Raw genomic sequence first — 23940 nt, 5'->3', positions numbered from 1 at the left:
CTGTCAATTAAGAGGTGGAATGCCAGTTATGTTGGCCTTTTAAGGCTAAAACGCCGACTCCGGCTGTAATAGAAAAGCTTGCTCCTCAGCACTGGATACTCGCCCGAGAATATGATTACGGTGCGGGTAACGGCCAAAACGATCAATAATCGCTTTATGGCGCAATTCATAATCTAGTTGAAGCTTATTACCTAATTCGGTATATAACGTCAACGCTTGCTGGTGAATTAATGCTGATTCTGAATGCATAAAGGGCATATACAGAAAACCACGTTGTATATCAGATAGCAGACCCGCCTGACCACTGCTAACGGCCTCTTGTGCCAGCACTAACGCCATGCCATCACAGGAGAAAGATGTGGGAAGATCACGAAACATATTTCGGCTGAACTGATCTAATACCAATATTTCAGCCAAACGCCCTTCAATATTTTGCCGCCAATGCGCCAGTTCCCCCTTTGATGCGGCCTGCCAGACAGAACCAAAATGCTGGCGTAGATGGGCATCAAAATCCTCATCCTTTTTAAACCACAACGCCGAGTCCATTTCACTAAACCAGAATTTAAGAATTTTTTGATAGTCCATATATCCCCCTGTTTCGTCAGACGACGATAAATGCCAATGAAAAAGAGCCGCGTCTATCAAGACAGTCTCAGTCTGTGGCCTCCATCCATTCACCCACTATACATTCTCTGCCATAATGGCTCTCTTATTTGGTAGCTCTGCATCCGCCATACCCTTAGCAGGGTGCACACAGACCACGGAGTTCAGCATGGATCACTGTAATACCTCGGATTTACTCTCTCTGGAACAAGCACTGACAAAAATGCTGTCACAGGTCACGCCATTGCAAGCAACAGAAATTGTCCCGTTAACCAATGCTGCGGGGCGTATCACAGCCCGTGCAATAATTTCCCCCATCTCTGTCCCCCCTTTCGCCAATTCGGCTATGGACGGTTATGCTGTGCGCTGTAATGAGCTTAGCAGTGGAGCGCCATTAGCGGTGTCCGGTAAGGCTTTTGCAGGCGCGCCATTTAAAGATGCCTGGCCCGCCAATACCTGTATCCGCATTATGACCGGTGCCCCTATTCCTGCGAAGGCCGATGCGGTCATCATGCAAGAACAGGCAGTGGTGACCGAACAAGGTGTCACATTTAATGGCAGTGTGCATATCGGGCAAAATATCCGTTTAGCGGGGGAAGATATCGAACAAGGTGCGGCAGTGTTCCCCGCTGGCGTAAAATTAGGCGCAGCGCAACTCCCCTTGCTGGCATCATTGGGGATTGCCGAAGTCACGGTTTTCCGCACTTTGAAGGTCGCTATTTTCTCTACTGGCGATGAGTTACAACCTATCGGGCAACCGCTGGGCGAAGGGCAGATTTATGATACCAATCGCTTTGCGGTGCGCTTAATGCTGCAACAATTAGGATGCCAAATCATTGACCTTGGAGTCATCCCTGATGATCAGCATGCATTGCGTAAGGCATTTGAGCAAGCCGATGGTACTGCGGATCTGGTTATTAGTAGCGGCGGCGTCTCAGTCGGTGAAGCGGATTACACCAAACAGATGCTGGAAGAGTTAGGTGATATCGGTTTCTGGAAATTGGCAATCAAGCCCGGCAAACCTTTTGCTTTTGGCAAATTAGAGAATGCCTGGTTCTGTGGCTTACCGGGTAACCCGGTCTCAGCGGCCCTAACCTTCTATCAGTTAGTGCAACCGCTGATTGCCAGGCTCTCCGGCCACTCTGAGTGGCATCCGCCAGTGCGCCTGAAGGCAAAAGCAGTGACTAAATTAAAAAAATCCCCAGGTCGTTTGGATTTCCAGCGCGGGATTTTCTCTACCAACGCCAACGGCGAGCTGGAAGTGCGTACCACTGGCCATCAAGGGTCCCATATATTTAGTTCATTTAGTCAGGGTAATTGCTTTATCGTGCTGGAACGGGAACGTGGTTCAGTTGAAATTGGCGAAGTCGTTGAAATAGAGTTATTTAACGCGCTGCTAGGGGGCTGAGATGTTGCCTGAACTTTCCGATGCACAAGCCCTGCGTTACAACCGGCAAATCGTCCTGCGCGATTTTGATTTTGACGGTCAGGAAAAGCTTAACGCAGCTAAAGTGTTGATCGTTGGGTTGGGCGGTCTTGGGTGTGCGGCAGCACAATATCTGGCAGTGGCAGGGGTGGGCCATCTTACCCTGCTGGATTTTGATAGGGTTTCTCTGTCCAACTTGCAACGGCAGATTCTGCATCGTGACAACCGTATAGGGATGTCTAAAGTGGCCTCTGCGGCGCAGACACTATCAGAGATGAACCCCCATCTGACACTGAAAACAGTTGATGCCCAGTTAGATGACGAGCAACTCGCTATCGCCATTGCTGAACACCAATTAGTGTTGGATTGCACGGATAATGTCGCCAGCCGCGAACAATTGAATCGTCTGTGCCATGCACAACGTAAGCCACTGGTTTCAGGCGCTGCCATTCGGATGGAGGGGCAAATCAGTGTCTTCACCTATCAGGAGAATCAGCCCTGTTATCGCTGCCTTAGCCGATTGTTCGGCGATAACGCGCTCACCTGCGTTGAAGCTGGGGTGATGGCCCCATTAGTAGGTATTATCGGTAACTTGCAAGCAATGGAAGCGATAAAATTACTGGCCAATTATGGTCAGGTGATATCAGGCCGTATATTGATGTACGACGCCATGACCGCAGAATTTCGCAGTTTAAAACTGGCAAAAGATCTCAATTGCGAGGTTTGCAGCAAGATTTAGCGGGGTTCAGTGCAAAAAAAAGCTGATGCAATGCATCAGCTCTCTTATTAATACCCGATCAGATAATCAGGACTGAATACCCTGGCTACGCAGATAGTCTTCGTAATTGCCGGTAAAGTCGATCAATTTTCTTGGTGTCATTTCAATCACTCGGCTCGCCAATGAACTGACGAACTCACGGTCATGGGAAACGAAGATTAACGTGCCTTCGTACATTTCCAATGCCATGTTAAGCGCTTCAATCGATTCCATATCCAAATGGTTGGTTGGCTCATCCATTACCAGAATGTTAGGGCGCTGCATCATCAACTTACCAAATAACATCCGCCCTTTTTCACCACCAGACAAGACCTGTACTTTCTTCTTGATGTCATCCTGGCTAAACAGCAAACGGCCCAACACACTGCGCACAGCCTGCTCGTCATCTTTTTCCTGTTTCCACTGGCTCATCCAGTCAAATACCGTCAGATCGATCTCAAAATCGCTGGCGTGATCCTGCGCATAGTAACCTATCTTACTGTTTTCAGACCATTTTACGCTGCCAGAATCTGGCTCATAATCCCCTACCAACGTTTTCAGCAATGTCGATTTACCGATACCATTTGGCCCGAGGATAGCCACTTTCTCACCCACTTCTAGACGCAGATCCAGTTTTTTAAACAGCGGGCCGTTATCAAAACCTTTCGTCAACAATTCAACTTCCAGCGCATTGCGGAACAATTTTTTATCCTGATCAAAGCGGATAAACGGGTTCTGACGGCTAGACGCTTTTACTTCATCAAGCTGAATTTTATCAATCTGGCGGGCGCGTGAAGTGGCCTGTTTGGATTTAGAGGCGTTGGCACTAAAGCGGCTTACAAAGGATTGCAGCTCAGAGATTTGGGCTTTTTTCTTGGCGTTATCAGAGAGCAGACGGTCGCGAGCTTGAGTCGCAGCCGTCATGTACTCATCATAGTTACCCGGATAAACACGCAGTTCGCCGTAATCCAGATCCGCCATGTGGGTGCACACCATGTTTAGGAAGTGACGGTCATGGGAAATAATGATCATGGTGCTGCTACGTTCATTCAGCACTTGTTCCAACCAGCGGATAGTATCGATATCCAGGTTGTTGGTCGGTTCGTCGAGTAACAAAATTTCTGGGTCTGAGAACAGGGCCTGCGCCAGCAAAACACGCAATTTGAAGCCGGGAGCGATTTCGCTCATCAAACCATAATGTTGCTCAACCGGTATACCGACGCCGAGCAACAATTCACCGGCACGGGCTTCTGCGCTGTAACCATCCATTTCACCATAGGCAACTTCCAGATCAGCCACTTTATAGCCGTCTGCTTCGCTCATTTCAGGCATGGCGTAAATGCGGTCGCGCTCTTCTTTTACTTCCCACAATTCGCCGTGACCCATAATAACGGTGTCCAGCACTGTGTTGTTTTCAAAGGCGAATTGGTCCTGACGTAATTTACCCAGGCGCTCATTTGGGTCAAGGAATACGTTGCCGCCGCTTGGTGCCAGATCACCACCAATAATTTTCATGAATGTGGATTTACCACACCCATTAGCGCCAATCAGGCCATAGCGATTACCGCCACCGAATTTTACTGAAATGTTTTCAAACAGCGGCTTGCTGCCGAATTGCATGGTGATATTGTTAGTACTTAGCACAGAGCTCGCTCTCGATTGGATTACTGAATAGGGATATTCAAGAATTATAGAAAATGTGATTCGGCGCGCATTATGCCACAAGATGGCAAGAGTATCGCCTGCAGTTTTGCACGAAATCTCAGCAGGGGGGATAAATCCGAAGATGAACGGCGGTTTTAACCGAGGTTGTTACGAACTATCTACAGTAAAAAGAGGCGAAATCGCCCCTAAAGTCACCTCAATAGACACTTAAGCTATCAGTGCTATGCCCCATCGACACATTGCAATGCGCGCTGTTTATCCAGCAAAAAAGGTCGCAAATAGCCCACCGTATTCGACATCGGTAACACCTCTTCGCTGAGACGAATATTCAGCACATGGCAAATATAGTGACGCCGGTGCACTATTCTTTGCCAAACCTCTGGATAATGGGTCGCAAGGTCATGACGCAGCTGTTGATCCGCCAGCGCAATACACTCCTCAGCACTCACCCCGGCATAACCTTTTACCGCAGGAATAATATCGATTTGGAATAACATACCACTGCTGATTATCTCTTGCGAATCACTATAAATAGGTGAACACAACCACTCTTCATCAGCCACTAAATGACCGGGATTTAATGACCAGTGATATTGCGATTTAGGGAGTACTGCCTCAACGAGCGAGTACATCTCTTTACCCGACATGCCAATACGAATATTTTCCAGCCAGGACACTACCGCGGTGTAATAAGGGATAGCGACTTTGTCGAGATAATCCCTTTCTGCTAAAGGCAGTTCATCCGCATGATGGGCAGCATACCCGGTTCGGCTACTCAGGCCGCCTTTAAACCCAGTGGTCAATGAAATCTTATCGCCAAGTTGCACCGCTTTATCTCCGGGATACAAATTAGCTTTATCAAAACGCGCACCTGTGGCTGCAATCATCACCACGGTATTCGGTTGCCCTTCGTCAGCAAGATAACTGCCCAATTGTTTTTCTGTTTTACCAATCTCTACGGCAGCCAGTGCCTTAAGAATACAATTAGATGCCAGATTCGCCCCATATTCATAATGTGCCAATTCATTAGCATTATTGGTGACTCTAGCCGCTGTATCACTGCCAATAAACAGAGCAGTAGCATTAATCACCACCGTGGTTGGTGAAACGGATTGCTTAATCGCATCGACAATAAAATACGGAATATCAAACAGCTGGCTATTATCGTCTCGTTTGCTGGTAAAGAGTTTCCATCCAGCCACCCCGACTTTTTTAGCCTGCTTAATACCAGTATCAGCCAACAACTCAGCCAATGTCTTGCTGTTTTCCATTGGCTGATTTGGCAGAGAAAAATAGGGAACATGAACGCCGATATTCTCCACTCTGGCATATTGCGATAACTTTAAATTCTCGTTGCCTAGTAATAAATAAGTCTCCCCTGAGACATGCAGCACCATCGCTGCTTCTTCAAATCGGGGAATAAACCCGGCCAGATACTCAAAGTTACCGCCATGCTCTTTGTCAGCATAAACAAATAGGTAATCGATACCCGCCCGCACCATATTGCTGATAATTTTGGCTTTGCGAGCAGCAATGGTGCTATCACTAATCGCGACCTTGGATACAGCGTTAAAACTTGATGGTGCATCAATAGGGTTAAGTTTTACCTGGCGCTTAGTAAGCATCTTTTCCATAGCCATCATGACCCTCATTAGTTAATTTAAAATCATCTGCCCAGTTATTTCTTTTGCGCTATAACCATTTAGCATCACGGGTAAAGGAGATGGTTAACCAGCGATGGGGGCCGGATTCACCAATCGCATGGGAGATTTCATCACGTATTTTGTCAAAATAGGGAACACCACTGTTTTCCATTTCAGGCGGTATAACGACATGAATTTCAACAAATAAGCCTCGACCAATACGAGTGGCGTAATGTGAGTAATCAATAAATTTATATTTCGCCATAAGCTTATCCATTAAGTTTTCCATGGACGTATCTAAGGTATCTGGCGTCATTTGTAATACTTCACGCACTGCCGCGATCACCGTTTTTATTGGAACAGGTATCAGTATCAGGGTTAACAGTGCTAATACGCTGGGGTCGGTATAGACAATTAAATGCTCATAACGAGTGCCTTCCATGCTCCAGGAGAGTAAAAAGGCCACCAATAGCGCAGAACTAATGCAAGCTGACATCAGCCAGCTCTTGGTATCCAGCGCTATTAGCTCAGACTTAACGCGCTTATTCAAACGATGCTGTTTTAAGAAGATGGTAAAACAGAAAATGCTAACAACCAGAGCATAAACAATCGCCCAGCCGAGTTCTAATTCTCGACCGCCATCGATAATACCTTTAATAGCATTAACAAATGCATACAGACAGAGGAAAGCCAATAAGCTGCCATTAAAAGCCAATACCAGCGGCTCTACATGCCAGAAACCATATTGAAAGCGCCGACTATTCGGTTGACCTAGCAGTCGTGAAACCAATAAGGATAAACTGCACATGCCCGCATCTAAGGCAGAGAACATACCATCAAAAATAATCGACATCGAACCACAAACAATACCGAAAACAATCCCCATAATGGCAATAATCAAAGTACAAAAAATCGATCGCCGTAAAATCTGCTGTTCAAGTTTAGTGTCATGTAGCATAAGTGGAGCCTGCTCACTGAGTGTCGTCATGGTTACAACCTATTTTTATTCCAACTTATTGTTTATTATAATTTATTAATTTCAATGCAGCTTGATATATGAATCACGATAAGAGCAGTGAAGATAAGTCAGAGCTAATAGTAGTTTGTCATATTATTCTATTTTTGCCAGTAAATTAGTCTGTCATCTTCAACACGATAGCTTGTTAATTCCTTGTTTTTATTTATTTTAAGTTTTATGGTTTTTGTTATCAGCGAGTTTATGCCGTCAACTTTCATTCTGATAGCATTAATAAAGGTTTCATTTTCATCTTTATCCTAGAGCCACCAGCCAGTAGATCTTTATACTTAAACTCTAATAACAGAGTTCATTAATTCTAATAACATATCTATGGGATTAGAAAAATAATTAGCACCAGTAAATGAGTAGAAGTTGTTATTCGTCAAGAATGCTATTTCTGCATCTAGATATTATCCAAGGTTTCGGTAATACCCGCTTCGGGGGAAATATGGCGACTAAGCTTAATATCCTATTAGTACATGGCGCCTGGGCTGATGGCTCACAATGGCGGCATATTATTCCAGCACTGCATGCCATGGGTCACCGGGTTATTGCAATTCAGAATCCGCTAACTTCATTGGCAGATGATGTTGAGCGGACTATTAAGCTAACAACCGCATTATATGGCCCAACACTATTAGTTGGTCACTCTTATGGCGGCATGGTGATTACTCAGGTCGGGCATCTGCAAAATGTGGTTGGAATGGTCTATCTCGCAGCTTTCGCTCCCGATGCCGGTGAAAGTTTATCCAGCCTCTTTGCCTTGCGTAACCCCCCCATTGGCGCAGCATACATTCGCCCCGATGATAATGGTTTTTTGTGGATCGATACTGATAAGTTCCATGAAATCATGTGCCAGGACGTTGATGAAAACGAAGCATTGGTGATGGCTTTGGTGCAAAAACCCTTAGCAGCACGTGCTTTTACTGATAAATCTGCCCAGCCAGCCTGGCGGGTGAAGCCTTGCTGGTATCAGGTTTCGACCGAAGACCGGATGTTGCCGGTAGAAACACAGCGCGGATTTGCCGAACGAATTCAGGCACAAATTGTGATTGAATTGCCTGCCAGTCACGCCTCACATATCTCTCATCCACAGCAGATCATTGACCTGATTGCCGCTGCGGCAAACGCAGTGAGATAATCTTTGCGCTGAACCTCATACTGAAATGAGTGCGGGTGCAAGGACAAAACGCATCACTGCCCCATGCCAATAGACGCAAAAAATCCGCCCGAGAGCGGATTTTTATCAAACACAGCATTTCAACATTAAAGCTGGATGCTGATACTCCTAAGCAGTTGCTTAGAAAGTATAACCTACGCCAGCAACCCAAGTACCAACGTCAACATTGCGGATACGGCTCTGCTCGTAAGAGACGTCCAAAGCAACGTTTTGGATTGGGTTGAACTGCATACCTGCACCATAGGTGAAGCCGTAATCGCTGGTGCTGTTTTTGTCGTTAGCAGAAGTTGGGAAGTTCTGGCTGAAACGGCCATAACCCACACCAACCAGGCCATAGATGCTAGCCCAATCATTGATACGGTAAGCTGGACCAGCGGTGATCGCGTTATATTGCGCTTTGTTGTAAACAGAGGCGCTGTCACCGAAGCTGCTTTTTTCAGTGTGAGTGAAAGAAGTGATGTAGCCCAGTTGGGAATCGCTCCACTCATAACGGTATTTCAGGTTGAAACCTGAAGATTTGTTAGCAACACCTTGGTAATCGCTCTGGGCATAACCACCAGAAACGGTGCTTTGACCTGCAAAAGCTGAACCTGCAGATACTGCTAATACACAAGCTGCTACCGCTGAAAGACATGTAATTTTAATCATAACCACCTCGAAAGACGCAAATTTTTAGATGAAACAAGAACACCATGAAATTATAACAACAAATAGTAGGAAACTCTGCTTACTAATGATTGTCTAATCATTTATTTGGTGTAACAAACAATTTCAAGTATCTTCCATCTTACTAATACGCTTACGATTTTGCCCTATTCTACACCTTTATGTGACAGCCATCACCAAAAGCCATTTCAGACGACTCTTAATTTTCAAGCTCAAATAAGCAGCAAAAATCGCGCTAAAAAACAACAAGCGCAGAAATAATTATTTTTTTATCGCTTTTGGCGAGGTGTTGGTGATTTTCAAACACTCTGCTGACATTTCATTTACACTGCCAATGACTGATACCTAATACTTTTCTTTGAGGCTCAAAAGGATGTCTTTGTCTCCTCCATCTAAACATTCACTCCCGCTGCTCCCTATTTTCTTGCTGGTGATCGCCATGATCTCAATCCAGAGTGGCGCATCGCTAGCGAAAAGTTTGTTCCCGCTGGTTGGCGCTCAGGGGATAACCTCGTTGCGACTCGGCATCGGCACACTGATTCTATTTGTTATTTTTAAGCCCTGGCGGATGCGGTTTGAAGCCGGTAGCCGTTTGCCCCTGCTGGTCTATGGCGTGACACTCGGTGGAATGAACTTTCTGTTTTACCTGTCACTGAAAACAGTACCACTGGGCATTGCTGTCGCGTTAGAATTCACCGGCCCTTTGGCCCTGGCGATGCTCTCCTCTCGCCGGCCGGTAGATTTTATCTGGGTAGGATTAGCCGTTCTGGGCCTCTGGTTCCTGCTACCACTAGGGCATAACGTCGGCACCATCGACCTATTCGGCGCAGCATGTGCACTGGGTGCGGGTGCCTGCTGGGCGCTCTATATTATTTCCGGACAGAAAGCGGGCGGCGATCATGGGCCGGGGACTGTTGCCATTGGCTCGCTAATTGCTGCACTGGTTTTCTGCCCCATTGGTGTGGCATATAACGGAATGGCGCTGTTCGACCCCGCCATTCTGCCGATTGCCTTGGCAGTCGCCATTCTGTCCACGGCACTGCCCTACTCACTTGAAATGGTTGCGCTGACCAATCTCCCTACTCGCACATTCGGCACATTAATGAGTCTGGAACCTGCACTGGCGGCAATTTCAGGATTAGTGTTCTTAAACGAGCATCTGACATTGATTCAATGGATGGCACTGGCATCAATCATCTGCGCCTCTATAGGCGCAACACTGACTATCAGACCCAAGCCACAGCTTGATAACATTACCTGAGAAGGGGCATAAGGTGGAGATTAGAGCTGCAACAACCGCAGATTTTGCTGAAATCTGGCCGCTATTTCAGGCGGTGGTGAGTGGCGGGGATACCTATGTATTCAGCCCCGATACACCGGAACAAGATGCCTACGACTACTGGTTTGGTGCGGGTGTCCGCTGTTTTGTCGCCGTACACCAGCAGCGTATTGTGGGGGTGTATAAGCTCATCAATAACCAGCGCGACTTAGGTGCCCATGTGGCGAATGCTTCATTTATGGTTGATGGGCAAGCGCGTGGCTTGGGGGTCGGCAAAGCACTCGGCCTTCATTGCATTGAGCAGGCGACCGCACTGGGCTACCGGGCCATGCAGTTTAACTTTGTCGTCAGCACCAATACTCTGGCTGTCGCGTTATGGCAAAAGCTAGGTTTTAAGATTATTGCCACCCTGCCAAAAGCCTTTAACCACCGCCAACTCGGTTATGTCGATGCCTATGTGATGCATCGGGTATTGGAGCCAAACTCGCACTAATTCCCCTTATTACTCCCAACGTTATTTTTATTTATTGCACGCCAACCCAGTCATTTCGCGGGTTGGCGTTTTTTATCGATTATTTTTCATTTTTTTTGCATCCAAAACCACAGGCTGATTCGTATAGGTAGATGTGAGGCAAGACTTCACCTCAACCATCTTAAAAGGAATACATTATGAAAACGCCTATTCGTACCGCTATCTGTGCTTCCTTGCTGTTCAGTACTGTTTCTATGGCCGCTATGATGTCCGAAACTGTCATGGTGGGTGGTGCTTCAATGTTCCCCAGCAAAAACATTATTGAGAATGCGGTGAACTCAAAAGATCACACCACCTTAGTGGCGGCGGTTAAAGCTGCGGGGTTGGTTGATACCCTACAAGGTCCTGGGCCCTTTACCGTGTTCGCGCCCACCAATGCCGCGTTTGCAAAATTGCCCGCAGGTACTGTTGAAAGTTTGGTCAAACCAGAAAATAAGGCCATGCTCACCCAAATCCTGACCTATCACGTGGTTGCGGGTAAGTACGATATGAAACAGCTAGAGAGTAAAATTAAAGCCGGTGGCGGGAGCGCCGAGCTGAAAACAGTCAACGGCCAATCACTATGGATTATGAATAATGGGCCGCATAACATTCAGCTTAAAGATGGCAAAGGTAACATCGCCAATATCAGCACCTATGATGTACAACAGAAAAATGGTGTGATCGATGTGATTGATACTGTTCTGATGCCTAAATAAAACCCGTCTATACTGGGTGCAGTGTCTCACTGCACCTGACGGATTTTTAGGGATTGGCGCATGAATGAATGTTCTGTGGAACAACAAGTCGGACTGATAGATGCCATTGCCAAAGGCGATCAGTCCGCGTTTGAGAAGCTTTACCGTTTGACCTCCCCCCGATTATTTGCGATCGCCTTACGTATGCTGCGTAACCACGCCCGTGCAGAAGAAGTTTTACATGACAGTTTTCTCACCGTCTGGAACCGGGCTGATAATTACAACGCCCAGCTCAGCGCACCACTGACCTGGTTGACCCATATCGTACGCAACCGGGCAATAGATCTGATGCGCGGCAGTGATAATCGTCTGCAAACACTTGACGCCGATGCAACGGATGCACTGACCGATAGCGCGCTGACACCACTGGCACAATTACAACAAGACGGCGAGGCTAAACAACTGGCAGACTGCTTAGCACATCTGCCCGCAGATCAACGCCAAAGTATTATGCTGGCTTATTATCAAGGGCTTTCTCATGGGGAGATCTCTGTTCATTTACGGCAACCCCTTGGTACGATAAAAAGCTGGATACGTCGTGCACTGGACCACCTAAAGGGCTGTGTAGGCTTATGAAAAACAGACGCGAATATGACTCAGCACTGGCCGCAGAGTATGCATTAGGCACCTTACGTGGCCTGGCACGGATGCGTTTTGAACGCCGCTTCCGTCGTGACCCACGGCTGGCGGCAGATGTTGCCAGTTGGCAGAGCCTGTTTACTCAACTGGACAATCAGCTCGCCCCTTTGGAGCCGCCTGAGCGCGTTTGGAAACGCTTAGCGCTGGAGCTACCACAAATCAATGTGCGCCACATCAAACGTCATCGTTGGTCATATGCCGGCTGGGCGGTCGCCGCTGGCCTGGCCGCACTCCTCATCGTGCCGCGTCTATTGGTGGAACCCCCTACCGCGATACCGATAGCCGTGCTATCAAATAGCCAGCAAAATAGCCAATGGGTGGTCAGTTTGGAAAAATCGACCCGCAATTTAACCTTAACGCCACTGAATCCAGTCGCGGTAAGCAGCAATAACAGCCTTGAGCTGTGGAGTATTCCTGCCGGTGAAAAGCCGCACTCATTGGGGTTGCTCAATACCAGCGGGCCGACACAACTTATATTGGCTGAAAACCAGCTAACCGATAACTCACTGTTGGCGATTAGCCTTGAGCCTCACGGGGGCTCCCCGACCAGTCAGCCAACCGGGGCGGTGTTGTTTAGCGGGCCATTGCAGAATCTGTAACATGCCCTTTTTATCTGGCGCGGCGACTGACGTCGACACCATCCCCTGTTGGCCGCGCTCAAGCATCCATATCACTGCGTTTTTTATTTCGGAGGCCATTCATGCAAGACTGGGACCCTGATTTATATCGCCAATTTGAAGCAGAACGTACCCGCCCGGCTAATGATCTGTTAGCGCAGATTGATATTGCCACACCGCGCTACATCAGTGACTTAGGCTGTGGGCCTGGCAACTCCACTGAATTGCTGCGCCAGCGCTTTCCCCACGCCCAGCTTGTCGGCATTGATAACTCGGTAGCGATGTTGGCGAGCGCGCAACAGCGCCTCCCTGATTGCGCTTTTCTTGAGGCAGATATCCGCCAATGGCAGCCTCCCCAACCACAAGATATTATCTATGCCAATGCATCATTACAGTGGCTAACTGACCATCAGCAACTGTTCCCACATCTGTTTTCTCAACTGGCACCGAACGGGGTACTTGCTGTGCAGATGCCGGATAATCTGGATGAGCCTAGCCATCGTGCCATGCGCAAGGTCGCGGAAAATGGGCCATGGCAACAGGCACTACAAGAAGCTGGGGCCACGCGGGCAAAAGTGCTCGCCGCCAGCCAATATTATGATTTACTGGCCCCCGCAGCTGAGCAGGTGAATATATGGCGCACCACCTATTATCATCCAATGCCCTCTGCTCAGGCGATTGTGGAGTGGCTACGCGCCACCGGCTTACGACCATTTCTGGAGCCGCTCTCTGAAGCTATGCGCTTAGATTTCCTGCAAGATTATCTGACCATTATTGATGCCGCCTATCCGCCACTCGTTGATGGCCGGCGTTTACTGGCATTTCCGCGCTTATTTATCATCGCCCGCGCGCGTCCATAATCCCACAATAAATACCGGTTAATTTAATTGGCCGGTATATCGCACTGATAAAACAACAATAAAATAGTCAATGGTGAGAACTATTTGTTTTTCATTAATTAATAATGTCTCAACTTAGCGTCAGCATAAAATACTCATGCAAAATATTGAAAATCATTTAAATAATAAAACAGATATAAATCACAGCGATAGTCATTATCAATTAGACATAAAAATAAAAGTGACACTATTTTATCAATGAAACACCAAATTACATTTTCAAACACTTTCGGCAGCTGGCTATTTAATTGATAGGCGCTATCTGACCTGCAAAATTAAATATCTTTGTTATACTTATTGCGGTGAAGAAATTGGCAATCAACTCAATAAAGGGATACCTATTATGAGTACAGCAAAACTGGTAAAAGCAAAATCTTCTGAACTAATCTATACCCGTAATGACGTTGATGAACATGATAAAACGCTGACGATTAAGCTATTAAACCAGATGGTTATTCAGTTTATCGACCTGTCGCTGATCACCAAGCAGGCTCACTGGAATATGCGCGGTGCGAACTTTATCGCGGTCCACGAAATGCTGGATGGCTTCCGCACGGCGATTAATGATCACCTGGATACTTTTGCCGAGCGCGCGGTCCAATTAGGTGGCGTGGCACTGGGTACAGCTCAGTTGGTTACCGATAAAACCCCACTGAAGAGCTATCCGACCCATATTCATAGTGTGCAAGAGCACCTGAAAGAGTTGGCTGATCGCTATGGTGTGGTCGCAAACTTCATCCGCAAAGCCATCGCTGAAGTCGATGATGAGGCGAGCGCCGACATGTTTACCGCTGCATCTCGTGATCTGGATAAATTCCTGTGGTTCCTTGAGGCAAATATTGAGTAATCACCCCCATTGCTATCTAACATACCGGCCATTTGCCAGATGACCGGTATTTGAAAGATGACTCGATCGATAACGGCGAGGACAGGCAGAAGAGTAAAGCGTCCGCGCCAGGGAGGGATTTATGGCGTCTTTGCGATCAGCCTGTTCTCTCCGCTGTGGGTACTTTGTCAATAACCTCGATAGGGCCGGTTAACCGGCCCACAATTAACGGAGATCATATGGCAAGTGGATGGGCCGGAGACGGCGCAGTACAAGATCAAATTGACTCCACCCTTGAAGACGCCGTTCAGCGCGCACGACAGGCTCTTGGCAAAGGCGAGAGTGAAATCTACTGCCTAGAGTGTGGGCAAGCCATTCCCGAGGCGCGACGAACCGCGCTGGCTGGTGTGAAGTATTGTCTGGCCTGCCAAAACGAATTAGATAAGCATCAGGCGAACCATGCCGGCTACAACCGCCGTGGTAGCAAAGATAGCCAACTCAGATAGCCCCCGCACGACTCACTCCCAAGCTGCACCCTTTTCAAGCAAAAACTCGATACAGTTAACAACATTGTTGCATAAGTGTTATTTATCGATTGTTTCTTATTGATTGACGAGTTAATAATAAGTAAATATATAGTTTGTTGCACCACAATGATAATCACGCACCATTTTGGTGAGTCAGTATGGTGCAAGAAAAGCTTGCTAAGTAGTTTCAGGCTAACTACCCAAAACAAACTCTTTATTTTTAAATAAGTTGCATTTCTGGCACGATCTTTTCATATTGCTCCCTGAAATATAAAAATGGATCTCTTTGCCCCAAGTTATTGCATCGCAGGTTAACTGCGATGTCGGTACAAAAGGTATATCCACAAAAGCACAAAGGAACACCCACTTATGAAGTCACTTGTTAAAGTTTCATTGGTCGCACTCGCGCTGGCCTTTGCCGTTAGCTCCCACGCCGCAGAAAAAGAGTTGATTGTTGCTACAGATACCGCTTTCGTCCCATTTGAGTTCAAACAAGGGGATAAATACGTCGGTTTTGATATCGATTTATGGGATGCCATCGCGAAAAAACTGGATGTGAAATACACTCTGAAACCAATGGATTTCAGTGGCATCATTCCTGCGCTGCAAACCAAAAACGTAGATCTGGCACTGGCGGGTATCACCATCACCGACGAACGTAAAAAAGCGGTCGATTTCTCTGACGGCTACTACAACAGCGGTCTGCTGGTCATGGTCAAAGCGGATAACAACGACATCAAAGGCGAAGCGGACCTGCAAGGCAAAGTGGTGGCAGTGAAAAGCGGCACCGGCTCTGTTGATTACGCTAAAGCCAACATCAAAACCAAAGACTTGCGTCAATTCCCGAATATCGATAACGCCTATCTGGAGTTAGGAACTGGCCGTGCTGATGCAGTATTGCATGACACACCCAACATCCTGTACTTCATCAAAACTGCCGGCAATGGTCAGTTTAAGGCCGTGGGCGACTCCATTAAAGCTCAGCAATACGGCGTGGCATTCCCGCAAGGCAGTGACCTGCGTGACAAAGTTAACGTAGCTCTGAAATCTCTGAAAGAAGACGGCACTTACGCTGCAATTTATAAAAAATGGTTCGGCGTAGAACCTAAGTAATTCATTTTTGCCGTTTTTAGACCAGGAGAATATCCATGCAGTTTGAATGGAGCGCTATTTGGCCCGCCATCCCAATCCTGCTTGAAGGCGCCAAATTAACCCTATGGATTTCGGTCCTGGGGTTGCTTGGCGGCCTGATTATTGGGGTTATAGCCGGTTTCGCCCGCGCTTACGGTGGCTGGCTGAGCAGAAATATCGCATTAGTATTTATTGAGCTGATCCGTGGCACCCCCATTGTGGTGCAGGTGATGTTTATTTACTTTGCCTTGCCGATGATGATGCCAGTGCGCATCGATCCTTTCTCAGCCGCCGTTGTGACGATTATTATTAACTCAGGTGCTTATATCGCGGAGATCACCCGTGGTGCGGTGCTGTCAATCCACAATGGCTTCCGTGAAGCGGGTCTGGCGCTAGGTTTATCCAAACGCGACACCTTGCGTTACGTGATTGCCCCTCTGGCCCTGCGCCGTATGCTGCCACCACTGGGTAACCAATGGATCGTCAGTATCAAAGACACCTCACTGTTTATCGTGATTGGCGTAGCAGAACTGACTCGTCAGGGTCAGGAAATTATCGCCGGTAACTTCCGCGCCATGGAGATATGGAGTGCGGTGGCGGTGATCTACCTGATAATCACCCTGGCTCTGAGCTTTGTTCTGCGCCGGTTAGAAAGAAAGCTGAAAATAATATGATTGAATTCAAAAATGTCTCCAAACACTTTGGCAAGACCCAGGTGCTCCACGACATCAATCTGAATATCACCCAGGGAGAGGTGGTGGTGATTATTGGTCCTTCCGGCTCGGGTAAATCAACCCTGCTGCGGTGTATCAATAAGCTGGAAGTGATTACCAGTGGTCAATTGATTGTCGATGGCCTGGATGTGAATGACCCCAAAGTTGATGAACGCCTGATCCGTCAGGAAGCTGGCATGGTGTTCCAACAGTTTTATCTGTTCCCACATCTGACCGCACTGGAAAATGTGGCCTTTGGCCCGATCCGGGTCCGTGGGGCATCTAAAGAGGCGGCGAATAAGCTGGCGATGGAGTTATTGACCAAGGTGGGGCTGGCAGATCGTGCTCACCATTTCCCGGCAGAGTTGTCGGGCGGTCAACAGCAGCGGGTGGCAATAGCCCGTGCTCTGGCGGTAAAACCCAAATTGATGCTGTTTGATGAGCCGACCTCCGCGCTGGACCCGGAATTACGTCATGAAGTCTTGACCGTAATGAAAGATTTAGCCGAAGAGGGCATGACGATGGTCATCGTCACCCATGAAGTGGGCTTTGCCCAAAAAGTGGCATCGCGTCTGATCTTTATCGATAAAGGCCGGGTAGCGCAAGATGGTGAACCAGACAGTCTGATCTCCAATCCGCCAAGTGAACGTTTACGGGAATTCCTGCAACACGTCTCCTGATGTACAGTTTAGTACTAGTCTAAAATAGAGCGGGCGGGCACCTTAGGATCCCGCCTGTTTTTTGTCTGGCAAGCTGGTCATAGATGGGGTTGCTGATTCTTGACCTGCGCAAATGCGGTCATTAACTTCACCACATCCTGCATACCGATATTGACCTGATTGATAACCTCGCCAGCATCTTGCGTTAGCACCACCCCGCCCCCCGCCTGTTCGACACAGGTTCCCATGCCTTTCATCGCTGCCATCACGCCGCTCTGAATAGTCTTGGTCATCCGTTCTATCTCGGTTGCCGCCTTGCGTGAGTGCTCTGCCAGCAAGCGAACTTCACTTGCCACCACAGAGAAGCCCTTACCATGTTCACCGGCATGGGCTGCTTCAATCGAGGCGTTGATCGCCAATAAATTCGTTTGCGATGAGATTTTGCGAATAGCTTCGACCATGGTGCCAATCTCTTGCGAGCAGCGGCCCAAATCACTGACCACATCCGAGGTTTCGCGCGCAATAGACTCCACCTCCTGCATACCGCGTACTGCCTGTTGAACAATCTCAGCGCCCTGTGAGGCGGAGCGGTCGGTGGTGAGTGATAGGTGGTGTACATCACGAATTAGGTTCTCTTCATGCTCCTGTTGCAGCATCAGTTGCGTGATATCCTGCGCAATTTTCACCACTTTGATGACCTGCCCTTCATTGTCCATAATCGGGTTATAACTCGCTTCCAACCATACCGGCTGACCCTGGCTATTCACCCGCTCAAAGCGCCCAACAATAAACTCACCGCGTGCTAAACGCTGCCAATGTTGGCGGTACTCATCTGAGTGGGCAAATTCTGGCGTGCATAAAATCTGATGCGATTTATGCTGAATATCGGCCAGCGAATAACCAATCACACTCAGCAGATTATCGTTCGCCGCCAAAATAATACCTTGTGGGGTAAAGGTAATCATGCCCATCGAACGATTAAGCGCTTTCAATAAACTCTGGTGCTCCTGTGATTGCAAAATTCGCTCGGTGATGTCATTAGCGATCTTGATAATCTCCACCACCCGCCCTTGGCTATCCAGTACTGGTGTATAAGTTCCCTGCAACCAGATAATGCTGCCATCTTTACGTATCCGCTTAATATTATCGGTTATTGGTCGCCCGTCATTGAGCAATTGCCAGTGACGACGATATGCATCACTAAGCACATATTGCGGATCACAAAACAGTTTATGGTGCTTGCCGATCACCTCATCCTGCTGATAACCCATCGCCTGTAAAAATAGCTTATTAGCATGTTTTACCGTGCCATCGGGCTTAAAGATGATCATTGGGACAGCGTTATCAATCGATGTTAGTTCAGCGCGTGGGGACACATGAGATGAGTTGAAGTTGAACAACATAAGTTGAGTCCTTCTGATGAATGATTGAGCAGCAAATAAACCATATGCCTTTCAACGTGCTTTCAACGAATTGCACGGTAAATCCCAGAGAACCTTAATGGCTTCCCTTGAGATTTTATTCTTCACCCTGGACGATGAGGTATTTGAATTGATGAAATCAAAATACGATAAAAAAAATCAAAATAACCCTGTGCTTGCCAGCGATATTGCCTAACTAAGATTTATCTTAATTAGCATAGACTAAGGTATTGGGCTTTGCAGGTATCGCGATAATAAGGAAATAAACTGTGGGGAATGGCGTTATTACGGTATTTAACACTCGCACATGTTAAATACCGCGAAAATCAGGAGCAATGAGTATTGCAGGCCGCTAACACCCTTGCGGCTTCAAGAGCGAAGGGTCTGCCCAAAGTTATTGGCGCAGCTAACACCCCTGCGGCTTCAAGAACGAAGGGCCTCCCCAAAGTTATTGGAGTTGCAGGTAGGCAGCAAGCGAGCGAATCCCGATGAGCTTACACCAGTAAGTGATTTGGGTAAGTGAACGCAGCTAACACCCCTGCAGCTTCAAGAACGAAGGGTCCAGCGCTCAGACCTCCAAACAGCCTGCTCCTCTGGCGTCAGAAAAGTCCATGCTACAAAACGACTCACTTTCTGACCCTGTGCCATATCAATGGTGCGAACTTCAACTGCATTGGCGTAGCGCAGAGCATGATAGATAGCGGGTAACGTCGTTTTCTTAGAGATCAATGAGGTAAACCAGAAACAACTCTTCGCTTTAGTGGCGCTTTCCACCACCATGCGGCTGACAAAACCCTCTTCGCCGCCCTCGCACCACAACTCGCTATTTTTGCCACCAAAGTTTTGCACCGGCTTGGTAGCAACTTCACCTTTACCTAATTTATGCAGCTTACGGCGTGTTGTGGCTGCGGCCTCTTCTGCCGAGCCGTGGAATGGCGGATTGCACAATGTGGCATCGTAACGCTCATTCGCTGCCAGAACTCCCTCGAAAATGGCCTGCGGATCTTTTTGATGCTTCAAGCGCAGGGTATTTCTTAGGGTCGGGTTCATGGATACCACCATTTTTGCCGCGCTCAGTGCTTGCGGATCAATGTCAGTACCGGTAAAACGCCAGCCATATTCACGCTGACCAATAATCGGGTAGATGCAATTAGCACCAACACCAATATCCAGCAGCGCAATATTTTTACCTGCCGGGATCACCCCGTCATTGCAGCTGGCTAATAGATCAGCCAAATGATGAATATAATCAGCGCGTCCAGGGATTGGCGGGCATAAAAAATCAGCGGGGATATCCCAGTATTCAATACCGTAAAAATGTTTCAGTAATGCCCGATTCAGCATTTTCACTGCCAAAGGATCGGCAAAATCGACAGAAATATCACCATAGGCATTCGGGGCCAAAAAAGGGATTAACTCTGGGCAACTCACTGAAAGCGCATCAAAGTCATAACGCGAGCGATGACGATTCCGGGGATGCAATCCGCTTTTTTCTTTGGGGAATACTTTTTTGTTTTCCATCGTACTGACTCTCTAATCGGCATTTTCTGGCGCGTAAGATAGCATAAATCGCCCTAAAGCGGGTGTCATCCCGTGAGTGGGGCAACTGACCTGAGTTGAATGGCATTATGTGCTGGCCTCTCAACCAACACTGCCGGGCTACGTTCATCAGCCACCTACGGTTATCAACTGAACACTTAATGTCATTATCCCTCTCCGTCATCTCTCCCTATGCTCACTCATACGACCTGGATATCGTACCTGCGAAAGCGCATCGGTCTGGGGCGACCTTTTTTTCCTTCAGGAGAAACCAACATGACCCACACTCACTTGTCTGCCCATCCCGGAGAGCCTGACAGTCGGCTTGATACTACTCTGCCTGCACCCGGGCTGCGCGAAGCTTCCGGGGGGGCCATTCAGCTTAGCGAACTCGGCACGAAAAAAACCGTCAATGTGGATATTCTTCCCTGGCCCGGAATGGCCGGAGGTCAGTATGTCACTCTGCGCTGGTGGGGGGTTCTACCCGACATCAATCTGTTGGGGCCCACCTATAATAAAGGCAAAGCCGTGTCGGCAGGCACCGTGGATAAAGTCATCACTTTCCCGGTCGATATCGCCACTTATCTGAAGCCCTATGCCGATGGAGGTACATTGTACCTGAGCTACGATGTAGATGGTGTCTACTCAGAGGAAGAGCACATTGGAGTGGATGTCCCGCCGGTGAGTCAACTGGCAGCCCCGGTGATTGAAGAAGCGCTGGCGGGTGAAATTGACCCGCTGGAGCCGGATCTCCTCACCCTAACCGTCCCACCTTGGCCCGGAATGGCAGCAAAAGACAAACTGAGTTACCTCTGGCGGGGTACCCCCCCGTCGGGCGACCCGGTGATCCTGACGGACAGTATGCCTGTACCAAAGGCGCTGGTCGGTGAGCCAGTCAGTTTTGACTGCGAAGCGGCAGAGGGTGCGCAGCCGTTTGACGGCGGGACGGTAGAGGTCTGGTACGAGGTGGAGCCGGTGGCCGGTGGCGACACACAGGTGTCATTACATCAGACTTACCGGGTGGGCGAAGCCGCCCCGCTAACTGCCCCGGTGATAGAGGAGGCAGACGGTGACCAGCTTGACCCAGAAAGACTAATCGGCGGGGCCCAGGTGCGTATCAGCTACCCGCTGATAGCCGCCGGAGACAAGGTACAGCTGGAGTGGATACCCGTTGATGCGGCGGGGACTCCGGGGCAGGTATACAAGTCACCGGCCAATTTGGTGAGCGCAGTGGACGTTGCCCAGGGATATATCCGCGTCCAGGTGCCAACCGCCCAGATTGACCCCTATCTGGGCGGTTCGGTGGATCTGCGCTACGCGGTCAACGACGACAGGCTGTCGTCCATGGCGCACTACAGTATCCAAAAACTGGTTCATGTCGGCAATCTGTGGGTGGTGGGGGCCAGAGGTAGTTCGGCCTCCTATCATCAGGGTTCGGGCTGTCTGGTGGCCCAGGACCAGACCACCCGGGCGCTGCTCAAGGCGAACTGGCAGTATGAGGGGCTGCCCGAGGTGAGCACTGGCGTGCGCTTTATTGATACCCACCCAGAGCTGGAGCTGGTCGTCAGCGTCGGCAACGAGGTGGTGCGGTTACGACCGCAGAACATAGCCCTGTCTAGTGGTGCCTGTGCGGTGGTGCTCAATGACGGTAGCGTGGCGGCCTGGGGGGGTTACGTTTACCCGGGCGACGCAGCCACGGTGGCCAGCCTGCGCGATATTGTCCAGGTGGTCGGGGGCCAGTCTACCTTTGAGTCACTGGGCGCCGACGGCAGCGTGGCAGCCTGGGGGTATGACTTCGCCGGGGGCAAAGTACCACCAGCGGTAGCGGGCCTGCGCAATATCGTCCAGGTGGTCGCGGGGGGGAGTGCCTTAGCGGCACGGTGCGCGGACGGCAGCGTGGTGGCTTGGGCGAAGGATGCCAATAATGGGGGCACAGTGCCGCCGGCGGTGGCGGGCCTGCGCGATATTGTGCAGGTGGTCGGGGGCCAGTCTACCTTTGCGGCGCTGCGGGCAGATGGCAGCCTGGTGGCCTGGGGAAATCCCGACGATGGGGGTACTGTATCGCCGGCGGTGGCGGGCTTGCGCGATATTGTGCAGGTGGTCGGGGGGGATTATGCCTTTGCGGCGCTGCGGGCCAACGGCAGCGTGGTGGCCTATCCCTACTACGCGTTCGGTGGCGACACGGCCTCAGTGGCGGGCCTGACCGATATTGTCCAACTGGTCGCGGGGGAGACTGCCTTTGCGGCGCTGCGCGCCAACGGCAGCGTGGTGGCCTGGGGGAAACCAGACAGTGGGGGCGCGGTATCGTCGGCAGTGGCAGGCCTGAGCGATATTGTCCAACTGGTCGGAAGTGGGAGTGCCTTTGCGGCGCTGCGGGCGGATGGCAGCGTGCTCGCCTGGGGGGATCCTGCCCGTGGGGGGACGGTTTCCAATGAGGTGGCTGGCCTGAGCGATATTGTCCTACTGGTCGGGAGCTCGTATGCTTTTGCGGCTCTGCGCGCCAACGGCAGCGTGGTGGCTTGGGGGAATCCTGACCTTGGCGGCACAGTGCCAGCCGAGATTACCGCACTGCATAACCTACGGGCAGTCTACGGCGGTTACGGAGTCCTTGCCGTACTGGATGATGCCGGTGTTCCAACCTCCTGGTCGTCCGTGACGAACAGCCCCCCTGCTGGGGTGGCGGGCAATGTGAGTTACACCATGCCGGAGCGGCCCAAACTGCGCCAGCTGAAGTAACTGCTCTACGAGCGGGGGACAGCGGAAGTCCCCCGCTTTATCAGGGCCGTGGGTATATTCACTCAATAACCGCACCGCACCGTGACAGAAGCTGTAACGGTCAATGATTACCAAACACGGTAAATTTTACCGCTCTCTATCCCTTCAACACTGCGCTGATACGCCATGGCCACCCGGCTGCCCGGAACACTTTCAAATCCCGGGAAGAAGGGGCCGTAGCTCTCTTCGGCTTCGGTCAGTATGGTTGGGCTAACCGCGTTAATCCGTAATCCCGGCAGCTCATTTGCTACCGCGCTGACAAAACCTTCCAGTGCGGCATTCACGGTGGTGGCATTCACCCCATCGCGGATGGCATTCTGCGCCAGTATGCCGGTGGTTAGGGTAAAGGAACCTCCTGGATTCAGGTACTCCTTGCCGATCATCACCAGTTGTACCTGCCCCATGAGTTTATCATGCAGCCCAGATTGAAACTGTACGGCCGTCATCTCGCTAAATGGCCCAAAGTGAACATTTCCTGTGGCAGCCACAATCGCATCAACATGGCCGCTTTGCTTAAACAGGGCGCGCACACTCTTCTCATCTCTGATATCAACCTGCAAATCGCCCTGCGTTTTTCCAACGCAGATGATGTCATGCCGATCCTTCAACTTTTCTACTATTGCACGCCCAATGGTTCCACTGGCTCCGATAATCATCACTTTCATTTTGATTTTTCCTGTTGTTAAGT

The 23940-nt window shown here is 49.4% G+C and carries 23 protein-coding genes; 15 read left to right on the top strand and 8 right to left on the bottom strand.

Annotated elements, in window-relative coordinates; genetic code table 11:
- Positions 1-45: 45 nt before the first annotated feature.
- Positions 46-585: a DUF924 family protein gene (locus AACW11_RS16895; RefSeq protein ID WP_212584875.1), complete on the bottom strand. Its 540-nt coding sequence runs from the start codon at positions 583-585 to the stop codon at positions 46-48.
- A 187-nt stretch (positions 586-772) separates the two neighbouring features.
- On the opposite strand from AACW11_RS16895, the gene moeA reads away from it, so the two are divergent.
- Together moeA and moeB are read left to right on the top strand one after the other, a co-directional pair.
- Complete coding sequence (moeA, locus tag AACW11_RS16890) at positions 773-2011, top strand: molybdopterin molybdotransferase MoeA (RefSeq protein WP_212584874.1); 1239 nt, start codon at positions 773-775, stop codon at positions 2009-2011.
- Between the two features lies 1 nt (position 2012).
- Positions 2013-2768, top strand: a complete 756-nt coding sequence (gene moeB, locus AACW11_RS16885; RefSeq protein ID WP_212584873.1) for a molybdopterin-synthase adenylyltransferase MoeB — start codon at positions 2013-2015, stop codon at positions 2766-2768.
- Between the two features lie 66 nt (positions 2769-2834).
- Here the strand turns inward: moeB and AACW11_RS16880 are convergent, their stop codons facing one another.
- From AACW11_RS16880 to AACW11_RS16870, 3 genes are all read right to left on the bottom strand, one after another.
- The gene (locus AACW11_RS16880; RefSeq protein WP_212584872.1) at positions 2835-4430 is read right to left on the bottom strand and encodes an ABC-F family ATPase; all 1596 of its coding nucleotides are present in this window, start codon (positions 4428-4430) and stop codon (positions 2835-2837) included.
- A gap of 242 nt (positions 4431-4672) precedes the next feature.
- A complete protein-coding gene (locus tag AACW11_RS16875; protein WP_212584871.1) occupies positions 4673-6085 on the bottom strand; it encodes a M24 family metallopeptidase in 1413 nt (470 codons plus the stop codon).
- Positions 6086-6143: 58 nt separating this feature from the next.
- Positions 6144-7082 carry a cation diffusion facilitator family transporter gene (locus AACW11_RS16870; RefSeq protein WP_212584870.1) on the bottom strand — a complete coding sequence of 313 codons (939 nt, stop codon included), beginning with the start codon at positions 7080-7082 and terminating at the stop codon, positions 6144-6146.
- A 478-nt stretch (positions 7083-7560) separates the two neighbouring features.
- Between AACW11_RS16870 and AACW11_RS16865 the strand changes: the two genes are divergently transcribed.
- Positions 7561-8253 carry an alpha/beta fold hydrolase gene (locus AACW11_RS16865; RefSeq protein WP_212584869.1) on the top strand — a complete coding sequence of 231 codons (693 nt, stop codon included), beginning with the start codon at positions 7561-7563 and terminating at the stop codon, positions 8251-8253.
- Between the two features lie 159 nt (positions 8254-8412).
- On the opposite strand, the gene ompX is transcribed toward AACW11_RS16865, so the two are convergent.
- Positions 8413-8940 (bottom strand): outer membrane protein OmpX, encoded by a 528-nt coding sequence (gene ompX / locus AACW11_RS16860; RefSeq protein WP_005273890.1) that lies wholly within the window; start codon positions 8938-8940, stop codon positions 8413-8415.
- Positions 8941-9331: 391 nt separating this feature from the next.
- On the opposite strand from ompX, the gene rhtA reads away from it, so the two are divergent.
- The 11 genes from rhtA (at position 9332) to glnQ (ending at position 17538) form a co-directional block, all read left to right on the top strand.
- Positions 9332-10219, top strand: a complete 888-nt coding sequence (gene rhtA, locus AACW11_RS16855; protein ID WP_054872887.1) for a threonine/homoserine exporter RhtA — start codon at positions 9332-9334, stop codon at positions 10217-10219.
- Between the two features lie 13 nt (positions 10220-10232).
- Complete coding sequence (locus AACW11_RS16850; RefSeq protein ID WP_212584868.1) at positions 10233-10730, top strand: GNAT family N-acetyltransferase; 498 nt, start codon at positions 10233-10235, stop codon at positions 10728-10730.
- 176 nt (positions 10731-10906) lie between these two features.
- Positions 10907-11467 carry a fasciclin domain-containing protein gene (locus AACW11_RS16845; protein WP_212584867.1) on the top strand — a complete coding sequence of 187 codons (561 nt, stop codon included), beginning with the start codon at positions 10907-10909 and terminating at the stop codon, positions 11465-11467.
- Positions 11468-11527: 60 nt separating this feature from the next.
- On the top strand, positions 11528-12082 hold the full coding sequence (locus tag AACW11_RS16840) for a sigma-70 family RNA polymerase sigma factor (RefSeq protein ID WP_212584866.1): 555 nt from the start codon (positions 11528-11530) through the stop codon (positions 12080-12082).
- Positions 12079-12744 (top strand): anti-sigma factor, encoded by a 666-nt coding sequence (locus tag AACW11_RS16835; RefSeq protein ID WP_212584865.1) that lies wholly within the window; start codon positions 12079-12081, stop codon positions 12742-12744. The genes AACW11_RS16840 and AACW11_RS16835 overlap by 4 nt, the downstream gene beginning before the upstream one ends.
- Positions 12745-12845: 101 nt before the next feature.
- On the top strand, positions 12846-13622 hold the full coding sequence (gene tam, locus AACW11_RS16830) for a trans-aconitate 2-methyltransferase (RefSeq protein WP_212584864.1): 777 nt from the start codon (positions 12846-12848) through the stop codon (positions 13620-13622).
- A 382-nt stretch (positions 13623-14004) separates the two neighbouring features.
- Positions 14005-14508 carry a DNA starvation/stationary phase protection protein Dps gene (gene dps, locus AACW11_RS16825; protein WP_212584863.1) on the top strand — a complete coding sequence of 168 codons (504 nt, stop codon included), beginning with the start codon at positions 14005-14007 and terminating at the stop codon, positions 14506-14508.
- A 218-nt stretch (positions 14509-14726) separates the two neighbouring features.
- A complete protein-coding gene (locus AACW11_RS16820; RefSeq protein WP_212584862.1) occupies positions 14727-14993 on the top strand; it encodes a DksA/TraR family C4-type zinc finger protein in 267 nt (88 codons plus the stop codon).
- 390 nt (positions 14994-15383) lie between these two features.
- Positions 15384-16127: a glutamine ABC transporter substrate-binding protein GlnH gene (gene glnH / locus AACW11_RS16815; protein WP_212584861.1), complete on the top strand. Its 744-nt coding sequence runs from the start codon at positions 15384-15386 to the stop codon at positions 16125-16127.
- Positions 16128-16162: 35 nt separating this feature from the next.
- The gene (glnP, locus tag AACW11_RS16810; protein WP_004709093.1) at positions 16163-16819 is read left to right on the top strand and encodes a glutamine ABC transporter permease GlnP; all 657 of its coding nucleotides are present in this window, start codon (positions 16163-16165) and stop codon (positions 16817-16819) included.
- Positions 16816-17538 carry a glutamine ABC transporter ATP-binding protein GlnQ gene (gene glnQ, locus AACW11_RS16805; RefSeq protein WP_212584860.1) on the top strand — a complete coding sequence of 241 codons (723 nt, stop codon included), beginning with the start codon at positions 16816-16818 and terminating at the stop codon, positions 17536-17538. The genes glnP and glnQ overlap by 4 nt, the downstream gene beginning before the upstream one ends.
- 77 nt (positions 17539-17615) lie before the next feature.
- Here glnQ and AACW11_RS16800 read toward each other — a convergent pair whose 3' ends face one another.
- Together AACW11_RS16800 and rlmF are read right to left on the bottom strand one after the other, a co-directional pair.
- Complete coding sequence (locus AACW11_RS16800) at positions 17616-18920, bottom strand: methyl-accepting chemotaxis protein (protein ID WP_212584859.1); 1305 nt, start codon at positions 18918-18920, stop codon at positions 17616-17618.
- 564 nt (positions 18921-19484) lie between these two features.
- Positions 19485-20459 (bottom strand): 23S rRNA (adenine(1618)-N(6))-methyltransferase RlmF, encoded by a 975-nt coding sequence (gene rlmF, locus AACW11_RS16795; protein ID WP_212584858.1) that lies wholly within the window; start codon positions 20457-20459, stop codon positions 19485-19487.
- 294 nt (positions 20460-20753) lie between these two features.
- Here rlmF and AACW11_RS16790 point away from each other — a divergent pair, with 294 nt between their 5' ends.
- Positions 20754-23213, top strand: coding sequence for an RCC1 domain-containing protein (locus AACW11_RS16790; protein WP_212584857.1), 2460 nt, complete (start codon positions 20754-20756; stop codon positions 23211-23213).
- A gap of 107 nt (positions 23214-23320) precedes the next feature.
- Here AACW11_RS16790 and AACW11_RS16785 read toward each other — a convergent pair whose 3' ends face one another.
- The gene (locus AACW11_RS16785; protein WP_212584856.1) at positions 23321-23917 is read right to left on the bottom strand and encodes a short chain dehydrogenase; all 597 of its coding nucleotides are present in this window, start codon (positions 23915-23917) and stop codon (positions 23321-23323) included.
- Between the last annotated feature and the right edge of the window lie 23 nt (positions 23918-23940).

The sequence above is a fragment of the Yersinia sp. Marseille-Q3913 genome, assembly GCF_963892745.1.
GTDB lineage: Bacteria > Pseudomonadota > Gammaproteobacteria > Enterobacterales > Enterobacteriaceae > Yersinia > Yersinia bercovieri.
This window is presented reverse-complemented; position numbering and strand designations above follow the sequence as displayed.